This is a genomic window from Hwangdonia lutea (genome assembly GCF_032814565.1).
In the GTDB taxonomy this organism is placed as follows: Bacteria; Bacteroidota; Bacteroidia; order Flavobacteriales; family Flavobacteriaceae; genus Hwangdonia; species Hwangdonia lutea.
Window position 1 is genome coordinate 3,003,533 of record NZ_CP136521.1, and the last position, 22,667, is coordinate 3,026,199.

Sequence of the window (22,667 nt, forward strand, 5' to 3'; positions counted from 1 at the left end):
TAACTGAAAACATTTCGACTGCGCTCAATGTGACATCAAGTTTTCTTTTTAGCCCACATCCTGGTTTCAATAATTAATACAGTAATAATTCCTAAAGTATAAGCCACTAAATCTGAAACATGAAAAGTGCTGCCCAATACAAGTTTTGCTAAATAATTGTTTTGAAGATTGAGCAATTTTAAAAGATTGGCTAATTGTAAAAATTCAATAATAAAAGCAAATGCTAAAACTAAAAGGGCAAGTTTAAAGGATTTAATATTTATGAAACTTTTAAAAAAACAGAATATTAAAATAACGACTAAATAATCGCCAAAGGTATGCCGTATAAAACCACTTTTTAGAAATATAGCGATAAGTACTTCGGTTATAAAAAGAAGGATAGTTAATGTTAAATAGGTTTTGTTGAGTGTCATAAAGTTTCAATTAAAATATAGAAATATAAAATGGCAATTGGAATGTTTAAGAGTATAATGCCACAAGTTTTGAGCAATTCTAATTTTTGATTGGTTTTGCCCAACAGCGAAAATATTAACGCTATCAGTGATATGGAATTTATTATAACTGCTGTTAAAATGAAGATAAATCCTGGGTATATTAAAACAACAGATTTTCTAAAATATAATTGAAACACAAATAATATTGTACCAATTATAAAACTTATAATAGCGATTGCTTTACTAGTATTTATTAAATATTTCATTTTTTAATGATATGATTTTTCAAATATTTTTTTGACTGCGGGTTAAGCACTAAACCCAGCCAACAGGTGCGTTAGCGATTGAACGGTTCGACTGCGCTCACCGCAGGCTAATTGTTTGAGCTCGCCGACGCAGGAGGAAGCGAGTAGTGAAAGCGCGACCCCGATTTTTTCGGGGTAACGCCCAACACCATCACTAACTAATAAAATTAACCGTTGTTCCAATCTATTTTTCGTGATACAAACATGACGCTTGCCAATATTAAGAACAATCCGATGCTGCCCACTAAAAGTGCGTAGTTTTCCAATTGGATAATGACGTATATAAAGGTGTAAAGTGCCGTTAGCGATAGCCCGATGAATAGCGGAAACTTGAATGTTTTTAAAATGGATTTTGAGTACAGCGTAATGAGTGCGATAACCGAAATACCAGCGATAACATAGGCTTTTAAAAAGTTGCTGTGTTCGGATATGGAGACGAGCAGCGTGTAAAACATGGTGAGTGCAAGCCCAATCATTAAATACTGAAAGGGATGGATATGTATTTGGCTTAGGGTTTGTATTAAAAAGAAGATTAAAAAGGTAAGCCCAATAACGAGGAAACCGTATTTAGCGGAACGCTCGCTTTTTTGGTATTCGTCGACCATAACCATAAATTTTGTGCCAAATGCAAACTGATTAAGGTTTGGTATGTTGTTTAAATGCTGTTGCGAAAAGGCTCGGTTTATGTGCAGTACTTTCCAATCGGCCTTAAATCCGTCTTTGGTAATTTCTTTGGTGTCGTCGTTGGGCAAATAATTGCCCATAAAACTTGGGTCTGCCCAATTTGACGTCATTTCCATAGTGGTTGTTTTCCCTATTGGGATTATTTCAATTTGTCCGCTACCATTAAACGTCATACTGAAATCAAAGTTTTTTGTGGCATTAAATGGTAAGTCTTCTTTTTTAATAAAGACGGATTCTAATTCGTTTAAATAGGAGTTGTTTGAGTTGTTAAAATTGGTTTCGAAAGGATATTTTGAGTTGTTTAAACTCATAGCCACTTCGTTTTTAATGCCTTTTAAATTGGAGGTTTTAATGATGATGGTGGCTTTGTTCCAAACAATATCCTCGTCCTTAATATCTTTTAATGCCAGTTGGGGTTGTATGTAGCTGCCTGTAAAATTCATTTTTGAGGTATAAACCGCCGACTCGAAATTGCCGCGTTTTAAGGTTTTGGGATCTACTGAAACCTTGGTGTTTAGGCTTTCAGGAAAAATGTAAGCATATTTAATATGGGTTTGCGTTTCGGTGGAATAGGTGTTTGATTCTTTATTATATATGGTGGTTTCTTTATAGGTTTTGTATGGCAATTTTAAAATAGGGCCATAAACCAGTACATGGTTTCCCCATTTCTCGTTTATCTCGTTAACCACATCAGCTTGCCTAAAAGCGCGTTCGTGAATTAAACTGTTTATGTACGACAGCGGAATGAGTAAAATAATGACTAAAAACCCAACCATAAGCATACGCGCCGTTATTGAGGTTTTTAGCCAATTGCCGAATTTGTTTTGTTGTTTGTTTTGCTGTGGTGTGTTTGAGTGTTCCATAATGCCTGTTTAATTTGTTTTTATTGTTTTATAAATGATGTTTTTTAATATTTAAAAGTACTTTGCTTTTCAAAGTAAAAAATTAAAAAAATATGTGTTGTTTCCTTTAGGTTTGATTGAGGGCTTTAATTTGGGTTTTGTATTCCATTGGTAAAATCATGGCTTTTAAAAATGAATCTAAATTGATGGTTTTGCTTATTTTGTATAGCGGTATCAATGGTTTTAATATGGAAAAGGCCCTAAGATGCAACAATTGCCGCACGGGTTTTGGAGTGATTAGTATTTGTGATTCCAATAGCAACCAGAATCTTACCATACCCAAATGTTTGCGGTATTGTTTAAGCAAATCTTTGGTAAAGTTCCCATTGTATAAATTTTGATTGATATGCAATTGGCGCATGGTTTTATAGTTTGAATAGGATTTTGGTAAATCTTTAATTTTCATTTGTTGACCCACTTTAAAAAAAACATGAAATACCTCCTCTTTTTCGTGTGTTTTTAACGGTCGTTCTAAAATTTCAAACGATCGGATAGAGTAGTCTATCAACATAAAAAGCACATCTTTATAAGCCCAATTTGGTATGGGTTTTCCACGTCTTTTTTCTATTGTTCTATGTATCGCGTTAATATGCTCAATAGTTTTAAAGGCTGTTTCCTTTTCTGAAAACACAATGCCTCGTGCATAAGACACCGTTGAAAACAGCCGCCCTAAAGGATCCTTGGGAAGTTTGCCGGTAAAATACAACCAATCTACAGCTTTATTCAGTGCAAATTCCGCCGAAGCTCCAGCAAAAATTAGGAGAATGGTATCGCTCTTTCCCCATATTTCCCGAACTATAGAATTTTTAGCTACGAAATAATTCATCTTTTTTTTTCGTTTTTAAAAAGCTATTGTTGTTTGTTAATCAGTTTTTCAAGAGCATCAATATGTTTTTTAAATTCCGCTCTTCCCAATTTGGTTGTTGAATACCGTGTGTTTGGTTTTCTGCCTATAAATTGTTTTTCTACTTTTATATATGCTGCTTTTTCCAAGGCTTTGGTGTGGCTTGCTAAATTGCCATCGGTGGCACCCAAAAGTTCTTTTAGCATATTAAAATCGGCATACTCGTTTACCATTAAAACAGACATGATGCCTAATCTTATTCGGTGGTCGAATGCTTTATTTATGTTGTTTATAATACTCATTTTTGTCATTCGCGCGAAAGCGGGAATCTTATGATTTTAATACGTATTTTTTTATTAAACGAATTATTAAAGCAATGATAAAAAATTCTAAATTTAAAAATTAAACCTACTGAATACTGCGGCAGAAAACTGCCTACTGATTTCTATCATATTTAAAATGCATCCAAGTGCCATAAACTATATGCATAATCCCAAAACCTAATATCCAAAGCCAAAATCCGTATCCGGGAAACCAAGCGCAAATTAAGCCAATAATAATTTGAATATAACCTAAATACCGAATATCACCAATGCTGTATTTTGAGGCATTTACTAAAGCGAGTCCATAAAACATGAGCATTAATGCAGCCGTTTGACCGTATTTTTGTTGATTTAAAATGATTAAAATATACAAACCACCAACCACCAACGGAATTAAAAAGTTAACCACCAACCGTTTTGATGTGGCATCCCAAATTTTGGCGCCGTGTTTTTTTGCTTTTTTGGTGGTTAAAAAAATGCCCGTTAAAATGCTTAATGCGGCAACCAAAAACAAATCGAGCATTACCAATCTATAAATTTTACCGTCTAAAATTAGCGTGCCTTGGCTGTATTCCATAACGAGCCAATAGGCTATGGCTGCTCCAATAAGTGCATATATACCAGCGAGTATGCCCGATAAACCGCTTAGTGAAATGAAACGGGACGATTTATTCATTAAATCCTTTATCTCGCTAATGTCTTTTAAATAATCTTTTGATTCCATATAAAAGTACTTTGAATTACAAAGTAAATGAATTATTTCAAATTGAACAATAAAAATTTTGTTAATTTTTGATTTCCGACATTGTAATTGTAATCGATATGGTTTCTTTTTTCATTGAAAATCATTACCTTATAGAGTTATTAATTTAAAATAAAGTGTCATGAATCCAATATTATTATTTACGATATTTATTATCGTATTCATACTTTCTGGGATACGGATAATTTACGAATACAAACGCGCTTTAAAATTTAGGTTTGGTAAATATATTGAAACATTGCAGCCTGGGTTTAGATGGATTATTCCGTTAATAGAAACCATTCAAGTGGTTGATATTAGGGTGATTACTATTAACGTGGTTTCCCAAGAGGTTATGACGGAAGATAATGTACCTTGTAGTATTGACGGTGTTGTTTTTTTTAAGGTTATCGATCCGGAAATGGCGGTGCTGGAAGTGGAGGAGTATTCATTTGCCATTACACAATTGTCACAAGCAGCTCTGCGTGATGTTTGTGGTAAGGTTGAACTGGATACCATTTTGTCCAAACGTGAAGAAATGGGCAACAATATTAAAAAGATAGTAGAAGTTGAAACCAAAGATTGGGGTATAGACATTATTGATGTGAAGATAAAGGACATCCAATTGCCCGAAAACATGAAGCGTATGATGGCGAATCAAGCCGAGGCAGAGCGATCCAGACGGGCGCGTATTATTTTGGCATTGGCTGAAGAGCAGGCGGCGGGTAAATTGTTGGAAGCCGGTAAATTAATAGATCAATCGCCTTCAGCCATTAAGTTGCGGTTGTATCAAACCTTGTCCAATATAGCGGCAGAGAAGAACTCTACCATTTTATTCCCGTTTCCTGAAGAAGTATTGCCAAAAAAATCGAAGTAACAATTAACAATGAGTTACCTTTTTATTTTTAAATAAGATTGATGAAACGGATAAGGATAAAATTTATTTTACGTTTTTGCTTAAATTAATAAATTAGCATTGTGAATCCAGCCGAAGTATACATTCTTAATCAACCCGAGCCGTATCGTTCTATTTTAATGCACATTCAAGTGATTATAGAGCATACGCTACCTAATGTAGATTTAAAATACAAATGGAGGATACCCTGTTATTACTTGGGTGAAACACCGGTTTGTTATTTAAACGCCAGTCACAAAAAACAATTTGTAGATGTGGGTTTTTGGCATTCGGCGTACCTCTCAGAATTTGATGAACATCTTGTAAGCGAAAACCGAAAGGTAGTCAAATCGCTTCGTTACAAATCTTTGGAAGATATTGACGACGATATTTTTATAGCCATCTTAAAGGAAGCCGAAAAACAAAAAGGAAAATCCTTTTATAACAAATAACTTTCTCATTCCTGCGAAAGCAGGAATCTACTTTATAATAATAAATTTCCTAAATGGATTCCTGCTTTCGCAGGAATAACAGTTTTATTTTAATGAGTTAACTGTTTTTCTAATCGCCACTAAATTAGTCAGTAAACCCTCTAAATTATCCAAATGCAACATATTGGCGCCGTCGCTTTTGGCATTTGCAGGATCGAAATGGGTTTCAATAAATAAGCCATCTACATTATTTACAATACCAGCTCGAGCTATGGTTTCAATCATATCCGGTCTGCCGCCTGTAACGCCAGCACTTTGATTGGGCTGTTGTAACGAGTGTGTTACATCTAAAACCGTTGGTGCAAATTGGCGCATGGTTGGAATGCCTCTAAAATCTACAATCATGTCTTGGTAACCAAACATGGTACCTCTGTCGGTTATCCACGCTTTATCGCTGCCTGCATCCTTTACTTTTTGCACGGCGTGTTTCATGGCTTCCGGACTCATAAATTGTCCTTTTTTTAAATTCACCACCTTTCCCGTTTTGGCTGCGGCCACCACCAAATCAGTTTGGCGCACCAAAAAAGCGGGGATTTGAAGCACATCAACATACTGCGCCGCTAAATTAGCATCGCTGGTTTCATGAATATCAGTAACGGTGGGCACATCAAATTTTTCTGAAACCTTGGCTAAAATCTCCAAAGCCTTTTCGTCTCCAATGCCTGTAAAACTATCAATTCTACTTCTGTTGGCTTTTTTAAAACTGCCTTTAAAAACGTACGGAATGTTAAGTTTGTTGGTTATGGCAACAACTTTTTCGGCAATTCTTAATGCCATGTCCTCACCTTCAATGGCACAAGGGCCACATAATAGAAAGAAGTTATTTGAATGGGTGTGTTTTATTTTTGGAATATCTTGAAGCTTCATAAAAAATGTTTTCAGCAAATTTAAGGCTACAAAGATAGTAATTCAGAATTCTAAATTCAGGTTTTTTGAATTTTCAATGAATAAATACAATAATTTATTCATTATTTATAAGTAACTTTGCACGCCCAAAAAAAGGAGCATAAAATTATGACTAACATTAAAAACATTGCAATCATTGCGCACGTCGATCATGGTAAAACAACCTTGGTAGATAAAATCATGTACCATTGCCAGTTATTCCGTGAGAACGAAAACACGGGCGATTTAATTTTGGACAACAATGATTTAGAGCGTGAAAGGGGAATTACCATTACTTCAAAAAACGTATCTGTAATTTATAAAGACACAAAAATTAATATTATCGATACGCCTGGTCACGCCGATTTTGGAGGTGAAGTAGAGCGTGTTTTAAATATGGCAGATGGTGTGCTGCTGTTGGTTGATGCTTTTGAAGGCCCTATGCCTCAAACCCGTTTTGTATTGCAAAAAGCCATAGATTTGGGCTTAAAACCATGTGTGGTTATTAATAAAGTTGATAAAGAAAACTGTACGCCAGACGAGGTGCACGAAAAGGTTTTTGATTTGATGTTTGAGCTTGGTGCTGAAGAATGGCAATTGGATTTTCCAACCGTTTACGGCTCGGCAAAAAACAATTGGATGAGCGATGATTGGCAAAACGAAACCAAAAATATTGAACCTTTGTTGGATATGGTTATCGAACATATTCCTGCTCCAAAATTACCAGAAGGTAATACGCAAATGTTAATTACATCTTTGGATTTTTCGTCGTTTACAGGACGAATTGCTATTGGACGTTTAACACGAGGCGAATTAAAGGTAGGACAAAACATTTCGTTGGTAAAACGTGATGGTTCTATTGTGAAAAATAAAATTAAAGAACTGCATACTTTTGAAGGCTTGGGTCGTTTAAAGGTAGAAGAAGTTCAAACAGGCGATATTTGTGCCATTGTTGGTCTTGAAGGTTTTGAAATTGGAGATACAGTTGCCGATTTTGAAGCGCCGGAAGGTTTGCAAACCATCGCTATTGATGAGCCGACGATGAGTATGTTGTTTACCATTAACGATTCGCCTTTCTTTGGAAAAGACGGAAAGTATGTGACTTCACGTCATATCAAGGAACGTTTAAATAAAGAATTAGAAAAGAATTTAGCACTGCGAGTTGAAGAGACTGATAGTGCCGATAAATTTATGGTGTATGGCCGTGGTGTTTTGCACTTATCGGTTTTAATTGAAACCATGCGTCGTGAAGGATACGAATTGCAAATTGGGCAACCCCAAGTAATCATAAAAGAAATTGACGGTGTAAAATGCGAGCCTGTTGAAGAAATGACGATTGATTTACCAGAGGAAGTTTCCGGTAAGGCCATTGAAATGGTTACCCTGCGTAAAGGCGAAATGCTAAGTATGGAAGCTAAGGGAGACCGTATGGTTTGCGAATTTGTCGTGCCGTCGAGAGGTATTATAGGACTAAGAAATCAGCTTTTAACAGCTACAGCTGGAGAAGCAATTATGGCACATCGATTTAAAGAATACCAACCGTTAAAAGGCGGTATTCCTGAGCGTCAAAACGGGAGTTTGGTGTCTATGGAAACAGGTCAGGCCATTCCGTATTCAATTGATAAACTGCAGGATAGAGGTAAGTTTTTTATAGATCCGGGTGAAGATATTTACGAAGGACAAGTAATTGGCGAAAACTCTCGTGGTGATGATATGACGGTTAACGTAACCAAAACCAAAAAGTTGAGCAATGTACGCTCGGCAGGAGCCGACGATAAAGCAAAAATTGTTCCGGCAATTAAGTTTTCTTTAGAAGAGGCTTTAGAATATATTCAAAAAGACGAATATGTTGAGGTAACGCCAAAGCACTTACGTTTACGTAAAATATTTTTAACCGAAGTTGAACGTAAAAGAAATAAATCTCTCTAATATTATGAATTATTAGAAAAAAAAACAAAAGAGAATCCTGAATAGGTTTTCTCTTTTTTTATGGCTTTAAAAAAAGCTGTCCAGAATTACATAAACGGAGTATAAAAGTAAACAAGTGCACTATTATCTGTTTGTCAGTTAATTAGGTTTGTTTGGTTAATTCCCTTGAGGCACATTACTTCCTCGTTATTTTAAAGATTTTTATCTATACTATTATTAAACTTAATACGTTAAATGATTTTGTATATTTGGTTCATTCAGAAAACACATATCGTATGGTCGTGTTTTTAAATAAAAATGGCATTAAATTATAAACCTGAAAAAGTAAATTCATATTAATTGAAAAAATTAATAGATTACATAAACAAAAACGTTTTAATAAAAATTACTTCGCTAAAAACAGCAGCCATTTTAACCAGAATGATTGCTGGCATATTAACATCAAAAGCTATTGCTGTTTTTATTGGGGCTGAGGGTCTCGCCTTAATCGGGAATTTACGAAATTTTGTAAGTGCTGGGCATTCGGTAGCCATATTGGGGCTGTATAAAGGAGCCGTAAAGTATATAGCAGAATATAAAGAAAACGTTGTTAGATTAAGTAAAACCATTTCTACCGTTTATTATTTTGGTTTTGTGTCTTCAATCTTGGTGTCACTTTTATGTTATTTTAATGCCGAAAATATTAATAATTTAATCTTCCCAAATTACAGCAACTATGCTTATGTAATTAAAATATTCGCTTTTGTACTGCCTTTTTATGCTTTGAATATGTTTTCGTTTTCAATAATGAATGGCTTTTCAAAGTACAAAATACTCATTATAATAAACATAATAGGCCAAATTTTAGGCGTGTCTATCGCACTGTTATTAATTTATCAAAACAATATAGATGGCGCTTTAATTTCGGTTGTTATTGCAGAATCATTAATATTTTTAATTACTCTGGTAGGCATTATAAATAGACGTAGCTTAACATCGCTTATACAGGTGAAACAAATTAGTTTTAGCTATTTTAAACGGTTGAGCTCGTATTCGATTATGGCATTGTTTTCGGCTGTTTTATTGCCCATTGTAGCTTTGGCAATCAGGTCGTACATTATCGAGAACGTAGGTTATAAAGACGCTGGTTATTGGGAAGCCATGACGCGCATATCGAAATACTATCTCATGTTGGTTAGTTCCTTAATGGCACTTTATATTTTACCTAGATTTACTGAAATTGATACGGTTAAGGAATTTAGAAAAGAAGTTTTTGGGTTTTATAAAACCATAATACCCTTTTTAGCCCTTGCTTTATTTTTAATATATTTATTAAAGCCATTTGTTGTAACATTTGTTTTTAATGAAGAATTTAAACCCGTTGAAGACTTGTTTTTATGGCAATTGTTGGGCGACTTTTTAAAGGTCTTATCCTTGGTAATTGCCTATCAGTTTTTAGCCAAAAAAATGTTTTGGCATTATGTGATAACCGAGGTGTTCTTAATTGTAATTTTATACATAACAAGTATATATTTTATAGGTTTATTTGGTGTAAAAGGTGCGGTAATAGGACATTTTGTGAGTTATTTAATGTATTATGCGGTTATTTTATTAATATTCGGAAGCTCGCTTTTTGGGGTTGATGAAGGAAAGGAATAAAAAAGGTGTTAAAAAAACTATTAGCGAATACCTTTTTAAAGGTTTTTTCGTACAATGGTGTTGTTGTTTTCGGAAAAATAATAGCATCCTTTATAGTGTCAAAAGTAAGCGCTATCTATCTAGGCCCATCTGGTTATGCTTTAGTTGGAAATTTAAAAAACTTGCTTCAAGGCGTTTTAGGTATTACTGCCAACGGGTTTGAAAGCGGAATAATTAAATATGTTGCAGAGCATAAAACAAACAACCATAAACTAAAGCAAGTTGTTTCAGCGGTAATTTTTTTGAGCTTTATCTTATCGCTTATAATAGGTTTGTTTTTAGTGTTGTTTTCAAAAAGCTTAAGTATTTTTCTTCTTAAAGATATAACTTATGCTTATGTTTTTAGGCTTTTGGCAGTGCTTTTGCCATTAATATCATTCAATTTTTTAATTATTTATATAGCCAATGGTTTACAAAAACTCAGGTTGTACACCTCCTTAATAACAGTTGCTAATTTATTAAATGCCATACTTACTTTTTTTCTTGTTTTTTACTTTAACCTTAAAGGCGCTTTAATAGCGAGCATTATTGTACCTGCATTAAGTTTTTTGATTGGTTTATGGTTTAAAGATGTACGTAGATTGGTTTCGGGTTTATTTGTTAATGTGCGGCAAGTTTCATTGGTTTTTATAAAATCCATATCTGTTTACATTGCCATGGCTACCTATTCTACGGTATTGATAAGTGTCACATATTTGTTAATAAGGAATAAAATTATTGTGGACATTGATACAAACTCTGCGGGATTGTGGGAAGCCATGAATAAAATATCAACTTTTTACATGATGTTTTTTTCGTCGTTATTTACACTGTATTTGCTGCCGCAGTTAGCCATAAACAAAACAGTTTCGGGATATAAAAATATAATGAAGACTTACTTTAAGTACCTTATACCAATTACAATTTTTGTGTTTGTAGGGTTGTTGATTTTTAGGTTGTTTATCATTAAAATATTTTTAACCGACTCGTTCGCGGCAATTGAACAGTATTTTTATTTGCAGCTTATTGGAGATTTTTTTAAAATAATCGCTTTTTCACTGGCCTACCAGTTTCACGCCAAAAAAATGGTTACGTTTTATTTTATCACCGATGCTATTTTATATTTGTCCTTTTACTTTATGAGTTTACAATTTTTAAATCATTTTAATTTACAAGGTGTTTTTTATGCCTATATTATAAGTACTTTATTATATTTAATTTCAGTTTCATTTTTTCTGTTTTTTAACAATGCAAAATATTTAGAAGAAAATGTTTAAGCGATTTAAATTTATTTTAGTACTGCCATTGTTGCTTAAATATATATTCTTGTTAATTTTTATTGATTGGAATTTGCTTGGACGCGAAGATGTTATTGAAGATTTCCTTTTTTGTTTGACGGTTGTTTTGCTATTATATGGCAATGTATTAAAAAAACAGTTTCTTGTAGATGCTTTATGTTTTTTTTATGTTTGGTATTTTGTTATGGAGACCACGTCTTATTTAGCGGTGTCCTCCAATTTTTCATCATCTTATATGTACCTGCTGCTGGAATCCAATAAGCAGGAGTTAAGCGAGTTTACCAAGGCATATTTTAGCCTGCCAATTTTTTTGTTTATAATTTTAAGTGGTGCAATATTCTTTATAATTAGAAAAAAACGATTAAAACAGTCCAACAAATACCAATCTGCTGTTGGAATTTTAGGATGCACAGCCATAGTGGTTTTATTAAAATTAACGGGTTTAATTGAAAATAATGCCTACCATAATATAGTGAGGGGAACTTATGGCTACATAACTTTGCAAAATAGTTTAAAGTTAAATACCAATATAAAAGCCGAAGACATTAGCGTAAAAGCAGATAATGAAGTTTTGGTTTTTGTTTTGGGCGAATCTACCGCAAGAAATCGTATGGAGATATATGGCTATAACCGCAAAAATACGCCCTTGTTAAACGCAATAAAGGACAGTTTGTTGGTTTATAACAATGTAATTTCTACCGATGTTTTTACCTTAAAGGCGCTGCCAAAAATGCTAACTTCCTTGGATGTTGATTCTAAAAAAGAAAACCATTTTAATATTGTAGAGGTTTTTAATGCCGCAGGTTACACTACTTATTGGTTATCAAATCAGCGCCCAATAAGTTATCACGACAACGCTATCAGTAAAATTGCTTCTCGGGCTAAAATGTTTAAATTTTATAACCATATCATCGATAAAAACACCTTGGTTTTAGATGAAATATTATTGCCAGATTACAATAATATTTTAAAAAAACCGGGAAAAAAAGCAATCTTTATAAGATTGATAGGAACGCACTTTGACTATAATAAAAGATACCCAAGCACCTTTAATAAGTTTAATGCGAACCCCAAGCACAAATCCAAAGAAAATATAACCATTAGCCATTACGACAATGCAGTGTTTTACAACGATTTCATACTATATTCGATACTTGAGAGTTTAGAAAAAATGAATACTAAAAGTGCTTTGTTATACCTGTCGGACCACGGTGAGAATATTTATGACGATGGGACAAGTTTTTTTGGGCGTTCTGAAGAAGTTATAACCAAAAGCATGTTTGAGATACCTTTTTTACTTTGGACGTCAAACTCGTTTACCTTCCCCAAAGATTTTGAATATAAACCAGACAGGGTATTTATGGCAGACCATACCTATGAAAGTATTGGGCACGTTTTTGGGGTAATGCATAAAAGTATGGATGCTAGTAAGAGTATATTTAGTAAATCTTTCAAACCAAGACAAAGAAAGGTTTTAGGAACTATTGATTTTGATGATTATTTTTCTGTAAAAGATGAGTAAAAAAATATGCTTGTTAACCGATTCTTTAGGTTCTGGTGGTGCAGAAAAAATGGCAGCGAACATGTCCATATCGTTATCAAACAAAGGTTACGAGGTGTTTGTTGTTTCCATGCTCAACAACATAAGTTACGAGTTTGCCGGAACACTCTACAATTTTGGTTTAGTTAAAGAAAAAAGCGGTAAACTATTGGCCTTTTTACAGTTTAAAAGGTTTTTTAACAAACAAGGGTTTGATGTAATAATAGACCATAGGGTACGTGCACGGTTTTTTAAAGAGGTTGTATTTTCAAAGTATGTATTTAAAAAATGTAGGGTTATATATGTTGTTCATCACTACGATTTATCATTGTATTTTACAGCTTTAAAAATTCCATTTTTATCAAGGTTCCCACACGTTAAAAGCAAAACTTTTGTTTCCGTTAGCAAACAAGTTCAAAATCATTTAAAGCTACAATTAGAGATTGACAGCATTTTAATTTACAACTATGTTTTGGCTCAAAGTATTGAAACGGCTTTTGGCAAGCACCAACCAAACAATGCAAATTTTAAATATGTAGTGGCCGTTGGACGGCTCGTTAAGGTAAAACGGTTCGATTTATTAATTAGCAGTTATGCAAAATCAAATCTCCCAAAAAACAACATAAAGCTATTTATCTTAGGAGAGGGGCCAGAACGGGGCAATTTGGAATCATTGTTAAAAATATTAGGGATGGAAGATATGATTGAATTAAAAGGCTTCCACAATAACCCGTATGGCTTTATTAAACAAGCACAGGCCTTGGTAATGTCTAGTAAATACGAAGGTTTTCCTATGGTGTTAATCGAAGCTTTAGCTTTATACACACCAATGGTTTCTTTTAATTGCGAAAGCGGGCCAAGTGAAATTATCCAACATAACAAAAATGGACTTTTAGTTGAAAATCAAAATTCTGAACTATTAATTAAAGCCATGAATACACTTCTTTTAAATGAGGAATTATATAAGGATATTAAACACAATATGGCTAAAACACCCAATAAATTTTCAGAAGATAATATCGTTGAACAATGGATAAATTTAATTGAAAACAGCCATTAATGCTTCAACTTAAAAACAATTAAAGGGTTTATCTTAAATTTGGTTTTGATGTTGAACAGGAACCGTACAACGCCGTTGGGCAAATAAATTAGGATGCGTTGCAATATATTCAAATTATTCTTGTCGATATCGTCGATAAGTGTTTTCTCTAAAACTTTATTAGATGATAACTTGAAAAAAATAAGCGTAGAAAACCGGTTTAAATCCAGATACTTTTTCAAATCATGGTTTTTAATTTCTATGTCTTTGTAGGCATGCAATAATTTGGGGATTGTCTTTTTTTGCGAAAAGTTAGACATGTTGTTGTCCAACGTTCGGTTGTAAATGGCGCTAGCCGAACTGTTATCCAAGGCAACATTATACTTAAGGGCTATTCTAATATATAAATCGGTGTCTTGTTCAGAAAAAATTTCTGGGTCAAAATCACCAATGAAATCAAAAACATGTTTTGGAACGCAAATAGCCCCAACCCAGGCTACACAGTGTTGCAGTGAATGTTTAAAAAAATTGGGCACAATGCCAACAAAGTTCTTTGGTAAACCGTTAAATGTTGCTCTGTGGAAAATGGAATCTGTTTTTTTTAAAGTGTATCCCGTGCAGTACATGCCCATATTTGGGTAACGATGTATCAAATTATGTAATTGCTCTAAATGGTGTTCCAGCCAAAAATCATCAGCATCAATAAAGGCAATATGGTTAGCTTTTGCGTTTTTAATACCCGTGTTTCTAGCTATCGATAAACCGGAATTAGGTATGGTAAGTATTGTTATTCTGTCGTCATTTATTAATTCTGCCTGCTGTAAACTTTTATCGGTACTACCATCGTTAACAACAATTACCTCAAAATCTTTAAAGGTTTGGTTTAGTACACTTTTTAGGGTGTTTTTAATAAACGCCTCTTTATTGTACAATGGTGTTATAACAGAGAAAAAGGGTTTCATTTTTTGTTTTTTATTAAACAATAATAACCGAGTCTATAAAAATCATATAAAAATAATGATGGGTTGGAGGAATTGAAATTCTTTATGAGCATTGGTTTTATAAGTTTAAAAATATATAAAACGAGTACATCTAATTTAAACCTATCTAGTTTTAAATACACATTCGAAATATAATATTTCTTTGAGCTTATTTTGTTTTTATCAATTAAAAAAATTAAGTTTTTAATTGCTTGATGGGTCTTTTCTATAAAGGTATTTGCATCATCGTTGCCTAAATGAAATACAGGATTGTTAATGTAATTAAATATTACTTTGTCTTTTTTTAAATTCTCAAAAAAAATGACATCTTCACAACCATAACTTTTTAAACTTTCGTCAAATAAATATATATTAAAAATTTGTTTTTTAATATAGAAGTTGGCAGAGCTTGTTGTAAATTTTTCACGCTTTTTTGTATACAGCCATCTCAATTTTTTAGGCTTTTTAGGGGAAGGTACAGTTTGGCTTATACCTCCATAAACAACTTCTGGATTCTTTACCCTTAAATAGTTTTTAATAAAATCGTTTTTTTTGGGGATTACATCTGCATCTAAAAACAGTAAATTGTCAAAAGATGCATTTTTGGCAAGTAGGTTGCGAATTGCGCTTCTGCCTATATTTCTGTCTAAAACCTTAAAAGAGCAATTAATTAGTTTGTTTATAGTTTCATTTTCATGGTTTAATTCAGAATTTGAACCATCATCAAAAACTAAAATTTCAAATGGTATATTTAATTCTGTAGCTTCTTTAAAAAGCGCTTCAACTAATGAAACTACACAGTAATTATAAGTTGGAATTAAAATAGATAACATATTGCAATTTAAATGATAAAATTACATCTTTTAATAATTTCTAAGTTTAATTAAAAGTGTTAATTTGTATTATTAAAATAAAAACATTTATGAGGGTAGTTGATACTGACGAAATTTCAAGATTGATTTGTTGTAAAATAAAAGAAAATCGAGCTAGCTTGATTAATTCATACAATTTATCTGAAAATAATGTAGGATATTTTTTTATTGATGATTTGCTTCCTTCCCAAATAGCGAAGAAGTGTTTTGAGGTTTTTCCAGATAAATCTAATATGCGACGTTTAAAAAGTATAAGAGAGTTTAAGTATGTCTCTGCGCAGATGAATAAACATAATCCGTTATTAGAAGATATAATTTATGCTTTTCAAGATTCCAGAATTGTAAGCGCAATTGGAGATATATGTGGAATTCAATCACTTTATGCGGATAAGTCACTATATGCTGGAGGTTTATCGTTAATGGGAAAGGACAATTATTTACACCCGCATTTAGATAATTCTCATGATGCTGAACTCGAACGATGGCGGGTTTTAAATTTATTATATTATGTTACACCGGATTGGGATGAGGAAAATGGTGGGCATTTGGAGCTATGGCCAAATGGCCCAAAAAAAGAACCGATAGTTATAGAAAGCAAATTCAACAGATTGGTTGTTATGGCAACTCATGGTGCTTCATGGCATTCGGTTAATAAAGTATTAGTAAAAAGAAATAGATGTTGTATTTCTAACTACTATTTTAGCGACAAGCCCTTAAAGGAAACCGATAAATTTCATGTGACTAAATTTAGAGGAAGACCAAAAGATACTTTTACGAATTTAATTCTAGATTCAGATGCAAGCTTAAGAATGCTAATAAGAAAGGTGTTTAAAAAAGGTATTAGAAAGAACCCCCATATTTATAAAAAAGATAATTAACCCTTCCGCTGCACCACCTCATAAACCGCATTCTCATCGCACTTTAGCGTTTTACTTGGGTATTTAAGTAAGAGTGCATAATCGTGGGTAGCCATTAAAATAGTATTACCATTTTTATTAATGTCTTGTAAAACCTCCATCACTTCAACGCTGGTTTGCGGGTCCAAGTTACCCGTGGGTTCGTCGGCCAATATCAACTCGGGGTTGTTAAGCAAAGCCCTTGCAATGGCGATGCGTTGCTGCTCGCCACCAGAAAGCTCGTGCGGAAATTTAAACCCCTTGGTTTTCATATCCACTTTATTTAACACGTCCTCAACGCGCGTTTCCATATCCTTTTTATCTTTCCAGCCGGTGGCTTTTAAAACAAATAGTAAATTCTCATTTACCGTTCTATCGGTTAATAGTTTAAAATCCTGAAAAACCACGCCTAATTTTCTGCGTAAAAACGGAATCTCTTTTTCTTTAAGGGTTTTTAAGTTATAATCTACAATATGTCCTTCGCCTTCGGTTAAAGGCAAATCGCCATAAAGCGTTTTCATAAAACTGCTTTTTCCCGTGCCAGTTTTTCCAATTAAATACACAAAATCGCCTTTATTAATTTCCACATTAACATTGTCAAGCACCAAACTATCGCCTTGGTAAATGGCAGCATCTTTTAATTGCAAAATAGGTTTCGACATAAAAAACAGGTGTAAATTTTAAGTGTTGTAAATGTATTATTAAAAGTTAAAAGTTAAAAGCTAAACGCAAAAAGTTTAAAATGATTGCTAAAAAATCCTCTAACTTCCACCTTCTGTCTTCTATCTTTTTCAACATTTAATAACCCGGTTTATAATTATGGCACGATTATTACGTTATAAGTTGAATAAATCTTCAAGATATTAAATCTTGATTTTAGTTGAAATTGTCATTCTTGCCATGGCAGGAATCTGAAACCTTATATTTATCTTTGATTTTAAATTAAAAAACGAATCGTTAATGACTAAAAATAATATTGTTTCCCTTTTGGTGGCCTTAAGTTTTAGTTTCCAAATCATGGCACAACAGTCGGCCACTTACACCAGTAGTATGGCAGACTATCAAAAAGCACTTTCGCTGTTTAATAATCAACAATACCTTGCTGCTCAGTCGCTGTTTAGAGACGTTAAAAAGGATGCAAAAGAAAATCTTTTAAAGTCTGAATGCGCCTATTATATAGCCAATTGTGCCGTTAGGTTAAATCAGCAAAATGCCGACCAGCTTATTGAAGATTTTGTAAAAGACTATCCCACAAGTACCAAGCGTAATACGGCGTTTTTTGATGTTGCCGATTATTATTTTGCAAACGGAAAATATCCACACGCCAGAAAATGGTACGATAAGGTGAACGAAGAAGCCTTAGCTAGAAAGGAAAAAGAAAAATTTAATTTTAACAATGGCTATTCCGCATTTTCGGTGAAACAATACAAGGTTGCAAAAAAGTATTTAACAAGAGTTGAAAATTCTCAGGAGTACGGTTCGCAGGCTAAATACTATTTAGGTTTTATGGCTTATGAAGGTGATGATTACGATGAAGCTAATGAATATTTCGATCAAGTAAGCGCCCAAGAACGTTACCAAGAAAAGCTGTCGTATTACCAAGCCGATCTTCATTTTAAACTCGGAAAATTTGAAAAGGCTATCGAACTGGCAAAAGACCGATTGGAAACTGGCGACGAAGCCGAAGTGTCTGAACTCTCTAAAATTATTGGTGAAAGTTATTTTAACTTAGAAAAATACGCAGAGGCGATTCCGTATTTAAAAGCGTACCAAGGAAAAAAGAAGAAAAGAGAACGAACGGCAAAATGGAATAATACCGATTTTTACCAATTAGGATATGCCTATTACAAACAAAAGGATTACGAAAAAGCCATTTCAGAATTCAATAAAATAGTTGGTGGCACCAATGCCATTGCTCAAAATGCCTATTATCATTTGGGTGAAAGTTATATTCATTTAGATAAAAAACAGGAAGCATTAAATGCGTTTAGAAATGCCTCGCAAATGAATTTCGATTTAAAAATTCAAGAAGACGCTTGGTTAAATTATGCGAAAATCAGTTACGAAATTGGTAACCCGTATCAATCGGCACCACAGGTTTTAGCTGGTTATTTAGATAAATATCCAGATACACCCTATAAAGAGGAGGTTGAAACGCTTTTAATCGATTCGTACATTACGTCTAAAAACTACAAAGAAGCCCTAAAGCTTTTGGAACGTAAAAAGAGTTTTGATGATAAAGTAGCGTACCAAAAAGTAGCGTTTTATAGAGGTGTTGAATTGTATAACGAAACAAAATACTTAGAAGCCGAATCGCTTTTCGATGCTTCATTAAGCGAGCCACGAGACCCAAAATACACCGCTCGGGCTACATTTTGGAAAGCTGAAGCCGATTATAATTTAACTAATTACGACGATGCTTTGATTGGCTATAAGCAGTTTCAGCAGCAATCTGCGTCAGAAGCAACGCCAGAGATTGAAAATATAGATTATAATTTAGCCTATACCTACTTCAAGCAAAAAAATTATCCGCAAGCCATAAAGCATTTCAATAAATTCATCGCCAATAAAAAAGATGATAAAGTTAGATTGAACGACGCGTATTTACGTTTGGGCGACGGGCATTTTGTGTCTAGCGATTATAGCAACGCAATCAAAGCGTACGAAAAAGCCATTGAAATTAACGAAATCGAATCCGATTATCCATTTTTTCAAAAAGCGATTAGTGTGGGCTATACGGGGCAATCTTCAAAAAAAATTGCAGCTTTAGAGCAGTTTATCGAAACCTACCCCAAGTCTAAATTACGAGACGATGCCATGTACGAATTGGGAAATTCCTATGTAAAAGCAAACGAAAAAAGCAAAGCGATGAACGTGTACAACCGTTTAAGCAGTGAGTACAGAATGAGTTCCTTTGTGCCAAAAGCCTTATTGCGACAAGGTTTGGTGTATTATAACGACAGTGAAAATGAACAGGCCTTGAGCAAGTTTAAAAATGTAGCCAGTAATTACCCCGGAACACCCGAAGCGGTTCAGTCGGTTTCAACAGCGCGTTTAATTTATATTGATTTAGGTCGGGTTGACGATTATGCACGTTGGGTAAAAACCTTGGATTATGTTGAGGTTACCGATGCCGATTTAGACAATGCCACCTACGAAGCGGCCGAAAAACAGTATTTGGATAATAATACCGATAAAGCCATCAAACAATTTAATGGGTATTTAAATGAATTTCCCAACGGCATTTATGCGATGCAAGCACACTTTTATATAGCCCAATTGTATTACAAAAAAGATTTATTGGCGAATGCGGCACCGCATTATAAATATATTGTTGAAGCCTCACAAAGCGAATATACCGAGGAAGCTTTATCGCGTTTATCGCAGTATTATTTAGAAAGTAAAAGTTGGAACCAAGCCATTCCTTTATTGTTACGTTTGGAATCAGAAGCTAACTTTCCGCAAAACGTGGTGTTTGCACAATCTAATTTAATGAAAGCGCATTATCAATTAGAAAATTATAATGAAGCCGTGTCTTATGCCGAAAAAGTACTCACCAATTCAAAAATCGATAATAAGATTAAAAGTGATGCCCATATTATAATTGCACGATCGGCCATTAAAACGGGCGATGAAGATAAAGCGAAATCCGCTTTTGCAAAAGTAGAAAAAGTAGCGACAGGGGAAACAGCTGCCGAGGCCTTGTATTACAATGCATATTTTAAAAATAAAGAAGGCAAACATGCGGCATCAAACGAAGCGGTTCAAAAGTTGGCCAAAGATTTTTCGGGCTATAAATATTTTAGTGCCAAAGGATTGGTATTAATGGCGAAGAATTATTACGCTTTAAAAGATGCGTTTCAAGCCACTTATATTTTAGAAAGCGTTATTGGAAACTTTGCTGAATTTGAAGATGTTGTTGATGAAGCCAAAGAAGAATTAAAGACAATAAAAGCTGAAGAGGCCAAAACAAATTCATCCATTGAGACTGAAGAAAATTAATTTGTTAGAAGTTAGAAATGTCAGGTCGAGCGCTCCCGGTAGCTATCGGGACGAGACCTCAATAAAAATAATTAGTGAATTCGTGGCGAGTAAATCGGCATAAATAAATTAAAAATAAACACTTATGCGAAAGCACACATCATATTTTTTATTAGCTATTGTAACATTATGTGTAACCACTGTTTTTTCACAAAACAGAAAAAACGACACCATCACAACCGGTGTTATTGATGTAGTAAAACCTTATACACCCTCAATTTCTGATGCTTTTAAAGTAAAAGAGATTCCGTCGTTAGATGACGAAGAAACGGCGACCATAAAGGAAATTAAATACAATATTTTTTCGTTTCCGGTGGCATCAACATTCACGCCGGCAAAAGGGAAAGCTGCGGTTGTAGAAAAGGCAAAACCAGTAAAATTATTCGATAACTATGCCACTTTGGGCGTTGGCACGTATACCACTATTTTAGGCGAAGTGTATTTAAATCACGCCATTAGCAGAACCGAGAGTGTGGGCGGTTATGTGAGTCATCATTCATCGCAAGGCGGCATTGATGGTTTGGCTTTCGATGATAATTTTTCAACCACTAAAATCAATGCAAACTATTCCAGCCGATTACGCGATTTAGCTTGGCATGTTGAAGGTGGTTTTCAACAGCAAATGTACAATTGGTATGGTGTGCCGCAATCTCAATTAGCGCAAGCCCAAGCCAATAATATTGATGTAGACCATTCGTTCTATAGCGCACATTTTGGTGGCGATATCACTTTCGAAGATACCTATATTAATTCCGGAAGTTTCTTTTTCAGACGCTTTGGAGATAATCAGGGTTCGGGAGAAAACCGATTTATTGCAAAAACGAAAATTGATATCCCCATTAATGGTGAGGAAATTTCAACCGATTTTAAATTCGATTACATAAACGGTACTTTTGATAGAAGTTACAGTTCGAACAACGAGTTAAAACACGGTAATTTTCAAATAGGAGCGTCTCCAACATATCAATTAAAAGAAGACGATTTAACGTTGAATTTGGGCGTTTCGGTGGCCTTTTTAAGAGATTCGGAATCTAAGGAAAACAACTTTTATTTGTACCCAAATATTACCGCAACCTACAGATTGGTTAACGATGTGTTGATTGCTTATGGCGGTATTCAAGGGGAATTGATTCAAAATTCATATTACGATTTTGCTACTGAAAATCCGTTTGTGTCGCCCACTTTAATGGTTATGCCCACCGATCAGCAATACAACGCATACATTGGGTTAAAAGGGAAATTATCAAGCAACATGAGTTATAATATTAGCGGACGTTATTTAGCAGACAGAAATAAAGCGCTCTTTAGAAATAATGAAATAACACTTACAAATCAAGATTATGCTTACGGAAATTCCTTTGGAATGGTGTATGATGACGTGGATACTTTTGGTGTTGCCGGAGAGATTAATGTGGATGTTAACCGCAATTTCAAACTCGGAATAAAAGCTGAATATTTTAAATACACTACAAATAACGAAGCCGAAGCTTGGAATTTACCAGATATTAAAGGCACGTTGTTTTTAGATTATCAAATAAACGAACATTGGTTTGCAGGCTCCAACTTATTTTATACCGGCGAGCGCAAAGACCAATTTTACCTAAACGATGGCGTAACGGTAACGACGCCGTTTACCATGGTTATTAAAAGTTATTTTGATGCCAATGCCCATTTGGGCTATCATATTAACGACAAGATTTCGGTGTTTGCTAAAGCCAATAATATTAATAATAAAGCCTATCAGCGTTGGCAAAATTTTCCGGTGCAAAGCATTCAGTTTTTGGCTGGTGCTACGTTTAAGTTTGATTTTTGATACGAAGTGTCATCTTGTCCCGATAACTATCGGGATTGTTTCAGGATGTCAGCATGTCTTCATTCCAATGAAACTGGAATCAATTTTAATTTTTCATA

The 22,667-nt window shown here is 34.1% G+C and carries 19 protein-coding genes; 10 read left to right on the forward strand and 9 right to left on the reverse strand.

Translation table 11 applies throughout. The features are described 5' to 3' along the window. Positions 1-35: 35 nt before the first annotated feature. The 5 genes from RNZ46_RS12930 to RNZ46_RS12950 all read right to left on the reverse strand — a co-directional run bounded on the left by RNZ46_RS12930 (position 36) and on the right by RNZ46_RS12950 (position 4,216). Positions 36-413 carry a ribosomal maturation YjgA family protein gene (locus RNZ46_RS12930; protein ID WP_316982583.1) on the reverse strand — a complete coding sequence of 126 codons (378 nt, stop codon included), beginning with the start codon at positions 411-413 and terminating at the stop codon, positions 36-38. A gap of 493 nt (positions 414-906) precedes the next feature. Continuing rightward, complete coding sequence (gene creD / locus RNZ46_RS12935) at positions 907-2,286, reverse strand: cell envelope integrity protein CreD (protein ID WP_316982584.1); 1,380 nt, start codon at positions 2,284-2,286, stop codon at positions 907-909. Positions 2,287-2,392: 106 nt separating this feature from the next. Further along, positions 2,393-3,151, reverse strand: coding sequence for an oxygenase MpaB family protein (locus RNZ46_RS12940; protein ID WP_316982585.1), 759 nt, complete (start codon positions 3,149-3,151; stop codon positions 2,393-2,395). A gap of 23 nt (positions 3,152-3,174) precedes the next feature. Beyond that, entirely contained in the window at positions 3,175-3,471 is a 297-nt protein-coding gene (locus RNZ46_RS12945) for a winged helix-turn-helix domain-containing protein (protein ID WP_316982586.1), read from the reverse strand. A 133-nt stretch (positions 3,472-3,604) separates the two neighbouring features. Next, the gene (locus RNZ46_RS12950; protein ID WP_316982587.1) at positions 3,605-4,216 is read right to left on the reverse strand and encodes a hypothetical protein; all 612 of its coding nucleotides are present in this window, start codon (positions 4,214-4,216) and stop codon (positions 3,605-3,607) included. A gap of 160 nt (positions 4,217-4,376) precedes the next feature. Between RNZ46_RS12950 and RNZ46_RS12955 the strand changes: the two genes are divergently transcribed. After that, positions 4,377-5,111 (forward strand): slipin family protein, encoded by a 735-nt coding sequence (locus tag RNZ46_RS12955; protein ID WP_316982588.1) that lies wholly within the window; start codon positions 4,377-4,379, stop codon positions 5,109-5,111. A 101-nt stretch (positions 5,112-5,212) separates the two neighbouring features. Continuing rightward, a complete protein-coding gene (locus RNZ46_RS12960) occupies positions 5,213-5,581 on the forward strand; it encodes a DUF1801 domain-containing protein (protein ID WP_316982589.1) in 369 nt (122 codons plus the stop codon). Positions 5,582-5,665: 84 nt separating this feature from the next. Here RNZ46_RS12960 and kdsA read toward each other — a convergent pair whose 3' ends face one another. Then, positions 5,666-6,487 (reverse strand): 3-deoxy-8-phosphooctulonate synthase, encoded by an 822-nt coding sequence (kdsA, locus tag RNZ46_RS12965; protein WP_316982590.1) that lies wholly within the window; start codon positions 6,485-6,487, stop codon positions 5,666-5,668. 147 nt (positions 6,488-6,634) lie between these two features. Between kdsA and typA the strand changes: the two genes are divergently transcribed. The 5 genes from typA to RNZ46_RS12990 all read left to right on the forward strand — a co-directional run bounded on the left by typA (position 6,635) and on the right by RNZ46_RS12990 (position 13,988). Beyond that, the gene (gene typA / locus RNZ46_RS12970) at positions 6,635-8,434 is read left to right on the forward strand and encodes a translational GTPase TypA (protein WP_316982591.1); all 1,800 of its coding nucleotides are present in this window, start codon (positions 6,635-6,637) and stop codon (positions 8,432-8,434) included. A 339-nt stretch (positions 8,435-8,773) separates the two neighbouring features. Further along, a complete protein-coding gene (locus RNZ46_RS12975; protein WP_316982592.1) occupies positions 8,774-10,072 on the forward strand; it encodes an O-antigen translocase in 1,299 nt (432 codons plus the stop codon). 5 nt (positions 10,073-10,077) lie between these two features. Continuing rightward, on the forward strand, positions 10,078-11,367 hold the full coding sequence (locus RNZ46_RS12980; RefSeq protein ID WP_316982593.1) for an O-antigen translocase: 1,290 nt from the start codon (positions 10,078-10,080) through the stop codon (positions 11,365-11,367). 49 nt (positions 11,368-11,416) lie between these two features. Continuing rightward, complete coding sequence (locus tag RNZ46_RS12985) at positions 11,417-12,910, forward strand: phosphoethanolamine transferase (protein ID WP_316982594.1); 1,494 nt, start codon at positions 11,417-11,419, stop codon at positions 12,908-12,910. Next, a complete protein-coding gene (locus RNZ46_RS12990) occupies positions 12,903-13,988 on the forward strand; it encodes a glycosyltransferase (RefSeq protein WP_316982595.1) in 1,086 nt (361 codons plus the stop codon). The genes RNZ46_RS12985 and RNZ46_RS12990 overlap by 8 nt, the downstream gene beginning before the upstream one ends. Here the strand turns inward: RNZ46_RS12990 and RNZ46_RS12995 are convergent. Continuing rightward, the gene (locus RNZ46_RS12995; RefSeq protein ID WP_316982596.1) at positions 13,985-14,929 is read right to left on the reverse strand and encodes a glycosyltransferase family 2 protein; all 945 of its coding nucleotides are present in this window, start codon (positions 14,927-14,929) and stop codon (positions 13,985-13,987) included. The two genes, RNZ46_RS12990 and RNZ46_RS12995, sit on opposite strands and share 4 nt — an antisense overlap. Continuing rightward, entirely contained in the window at positions 14,926-15,780 is an 855-nt protein-coding gene (locus RNZ46_RS13000; protein WP_316982597.1) for a glycosyltransferase family 2 protein, read from the reverse strand. The genes RNZ46_RS12995 and RNZ46_RS13000 overlap by 4 nt, the downstream gene beginning before the upstream one ends. Before the next feature lie 89 nt (positions 15,781-15,869). On the opposite strand from RNZ46_RS13000, the gene RNZ46_RS13005 reads away from it, so the two are divergent. Further along, a complete protein-coding gene (locus tag RNZ46_RS13005; protein WP_316982598.1) occupies positions 15,870-16,697 on the forward strand; it encodes a 2OG-Fe(II) oxygenase in 828 nt (275 codons plus the stop codon). Here RNZ46_RS13005 and RNZ46_RS13010 read toward each other — a convergent pair. Then, positions 16,694-17,377, reverse strand: a complete 684-nt coding sequence (locus tag RNZ46_RS13010) for a cell division ATP-binding protein FtsE (RefSeq protein WP_316982599.1) — start codon at positions 17,375-17,377, stop codon at positions 16,694-16,696. The genes RNZ46_RS13005 and RNZ46_RS13010 overlap by 4 nt on opposite strands. 298 nt (positions 17,378-17,675) lie before the next feature. Between RNZ46_RS13010 and RNZ46_RS13015 the strand changes: the two genes are divergently transcribed. Both RNZ46_RS13015 and RNZ46_RS13020 read left to right on the forward strand, forming a co-directional pair. Continuing rightward, the gene (locus tag RNZ46_RS13015) at positions 17,676-20,717 is read left to right on the forward strand and encodes a tetratricopeptide repeat protein (protein ID WP_316982600.1); all 3,042 of its coding nucleotides are present in this window, start codon (positions 17,676-17,678) and stop codon (positions 20,715-20,717) included. Between the two features lie 124 nt (positions 20,718-20,841). Beyond that, positions 20,842-22,569 (forward strand): TonB-dependent receptor, encoded by a 1,728-nt coding sequence (locus RNZ46_RS13020; protein WP_316982601.1) that lies wholly within the window; start codon positions 20,842-20,844, stop codon positions 22,567-22,569. Positions 22,570-22,667 lie beyond the last annotated feature (98 nt).

Bases quoted from the DNA above. Each gene is read 5' to 3' on its own strand.
- RNZ46_RS13015 (WP_316982600.1), top strand. From the start codon at position 17,676: ATGACTAAAAATAATATTGTTTCCCTTTTGGTGGCCTTAAGTTTTAGT.
- RNZ46_RS13000 (WP_316982597.1), bottom strand. From the start codon at position 15,780: ATGTTATCTATTTTAATTCCAACTTATAATTACTGTGTAGTTTCATTA.
- creD (WP_316982584.1), bottom strand. From the start codon at position 2,286: ATGGAACACTCAAACACACCACAGCAAAACAAACAACAAAACAAATTC.
- RNZ46_RS12930 (WP_316982583.1), bottom strand. From the start codon at position 413: ATGACACTCAACAAAACCTATTTAACATTAACTATCCTTCTTTTTATA.
- RNZ46_RS13020 (WP_316982601.1), top strand. From the start codon at position 20,842: ATGCGAAAGCACACATCATATTTTTTATTAGCTATTGTAACATTATGT.
- RNZ46_RS12990 (WP_316982595.1), top strand. From the start codon at position 12,903: ATGAGTAAAAAAATATGCTTGTTAACCGATTCTTTAGGTTCTGGTGGT.
- kdsA (WP_316982590.1), bottom strand. From the start codon at position 6,487: ATGAAGCTTCAAGATATTCCAAAAATAAAACACACCCATTCAAATAAC.
- RNZ46_RS13010 (WP_316982599.1), bottom strand. From the start codon at position 17,377: ATGTCGAAACCTATTTTGCAATTAAAAGATGCTGCCATTTACCAAGGC.
- RNZ46_RS13005 (WP_316982598.1), top strand. From the start codon at position 15,870: ATGAGGGTAGTTGATACTGACGAAATTTCAAGATTGATTTGTTGTAAA.
- RNZ46_RS12945 (WP_316982586.1), bottom strand. From the start codon at position 3,471: ATGAGTATTATAAACAACATAAATAAAGCATTCGACCACCGAATAAGA.
- RNZ46_RS12940 (WP_316982585.1), bottom strand. From the start codon at position 3,151: ATGAATTATTTCGTAGCTAAAAATTCTATAGTTCGGGAAATATGGGGA.
- RNZ46_RS12955 (WP_316982588.1), top strand. From the start codon at position 4,377: ATGAATCCAATATTATTATTTACGATATTTATTATCGTATTCATACTT.
- RNZ46_RS12950 (WP_316982587.1), bottom strand. From the start codon at position 4,216: ATGGAATCAAAAGATTATTTAAAAGACATTAGCGAGATAAAGGATTTA.
- RNZ46_RS12995 (WP_316982596.1), bottom strand. From the start codon at position 14,929: ATGAAACCCTTTTTCTCTGTTATAACACCATTGTACAATAAAGAGGCG.
- typA (WP_316982591.1), top strand. From the start codon at position 6,635: ATGACTAACATTAAAAACATTGCAATCATTGCGCACGTCGATCATGGT.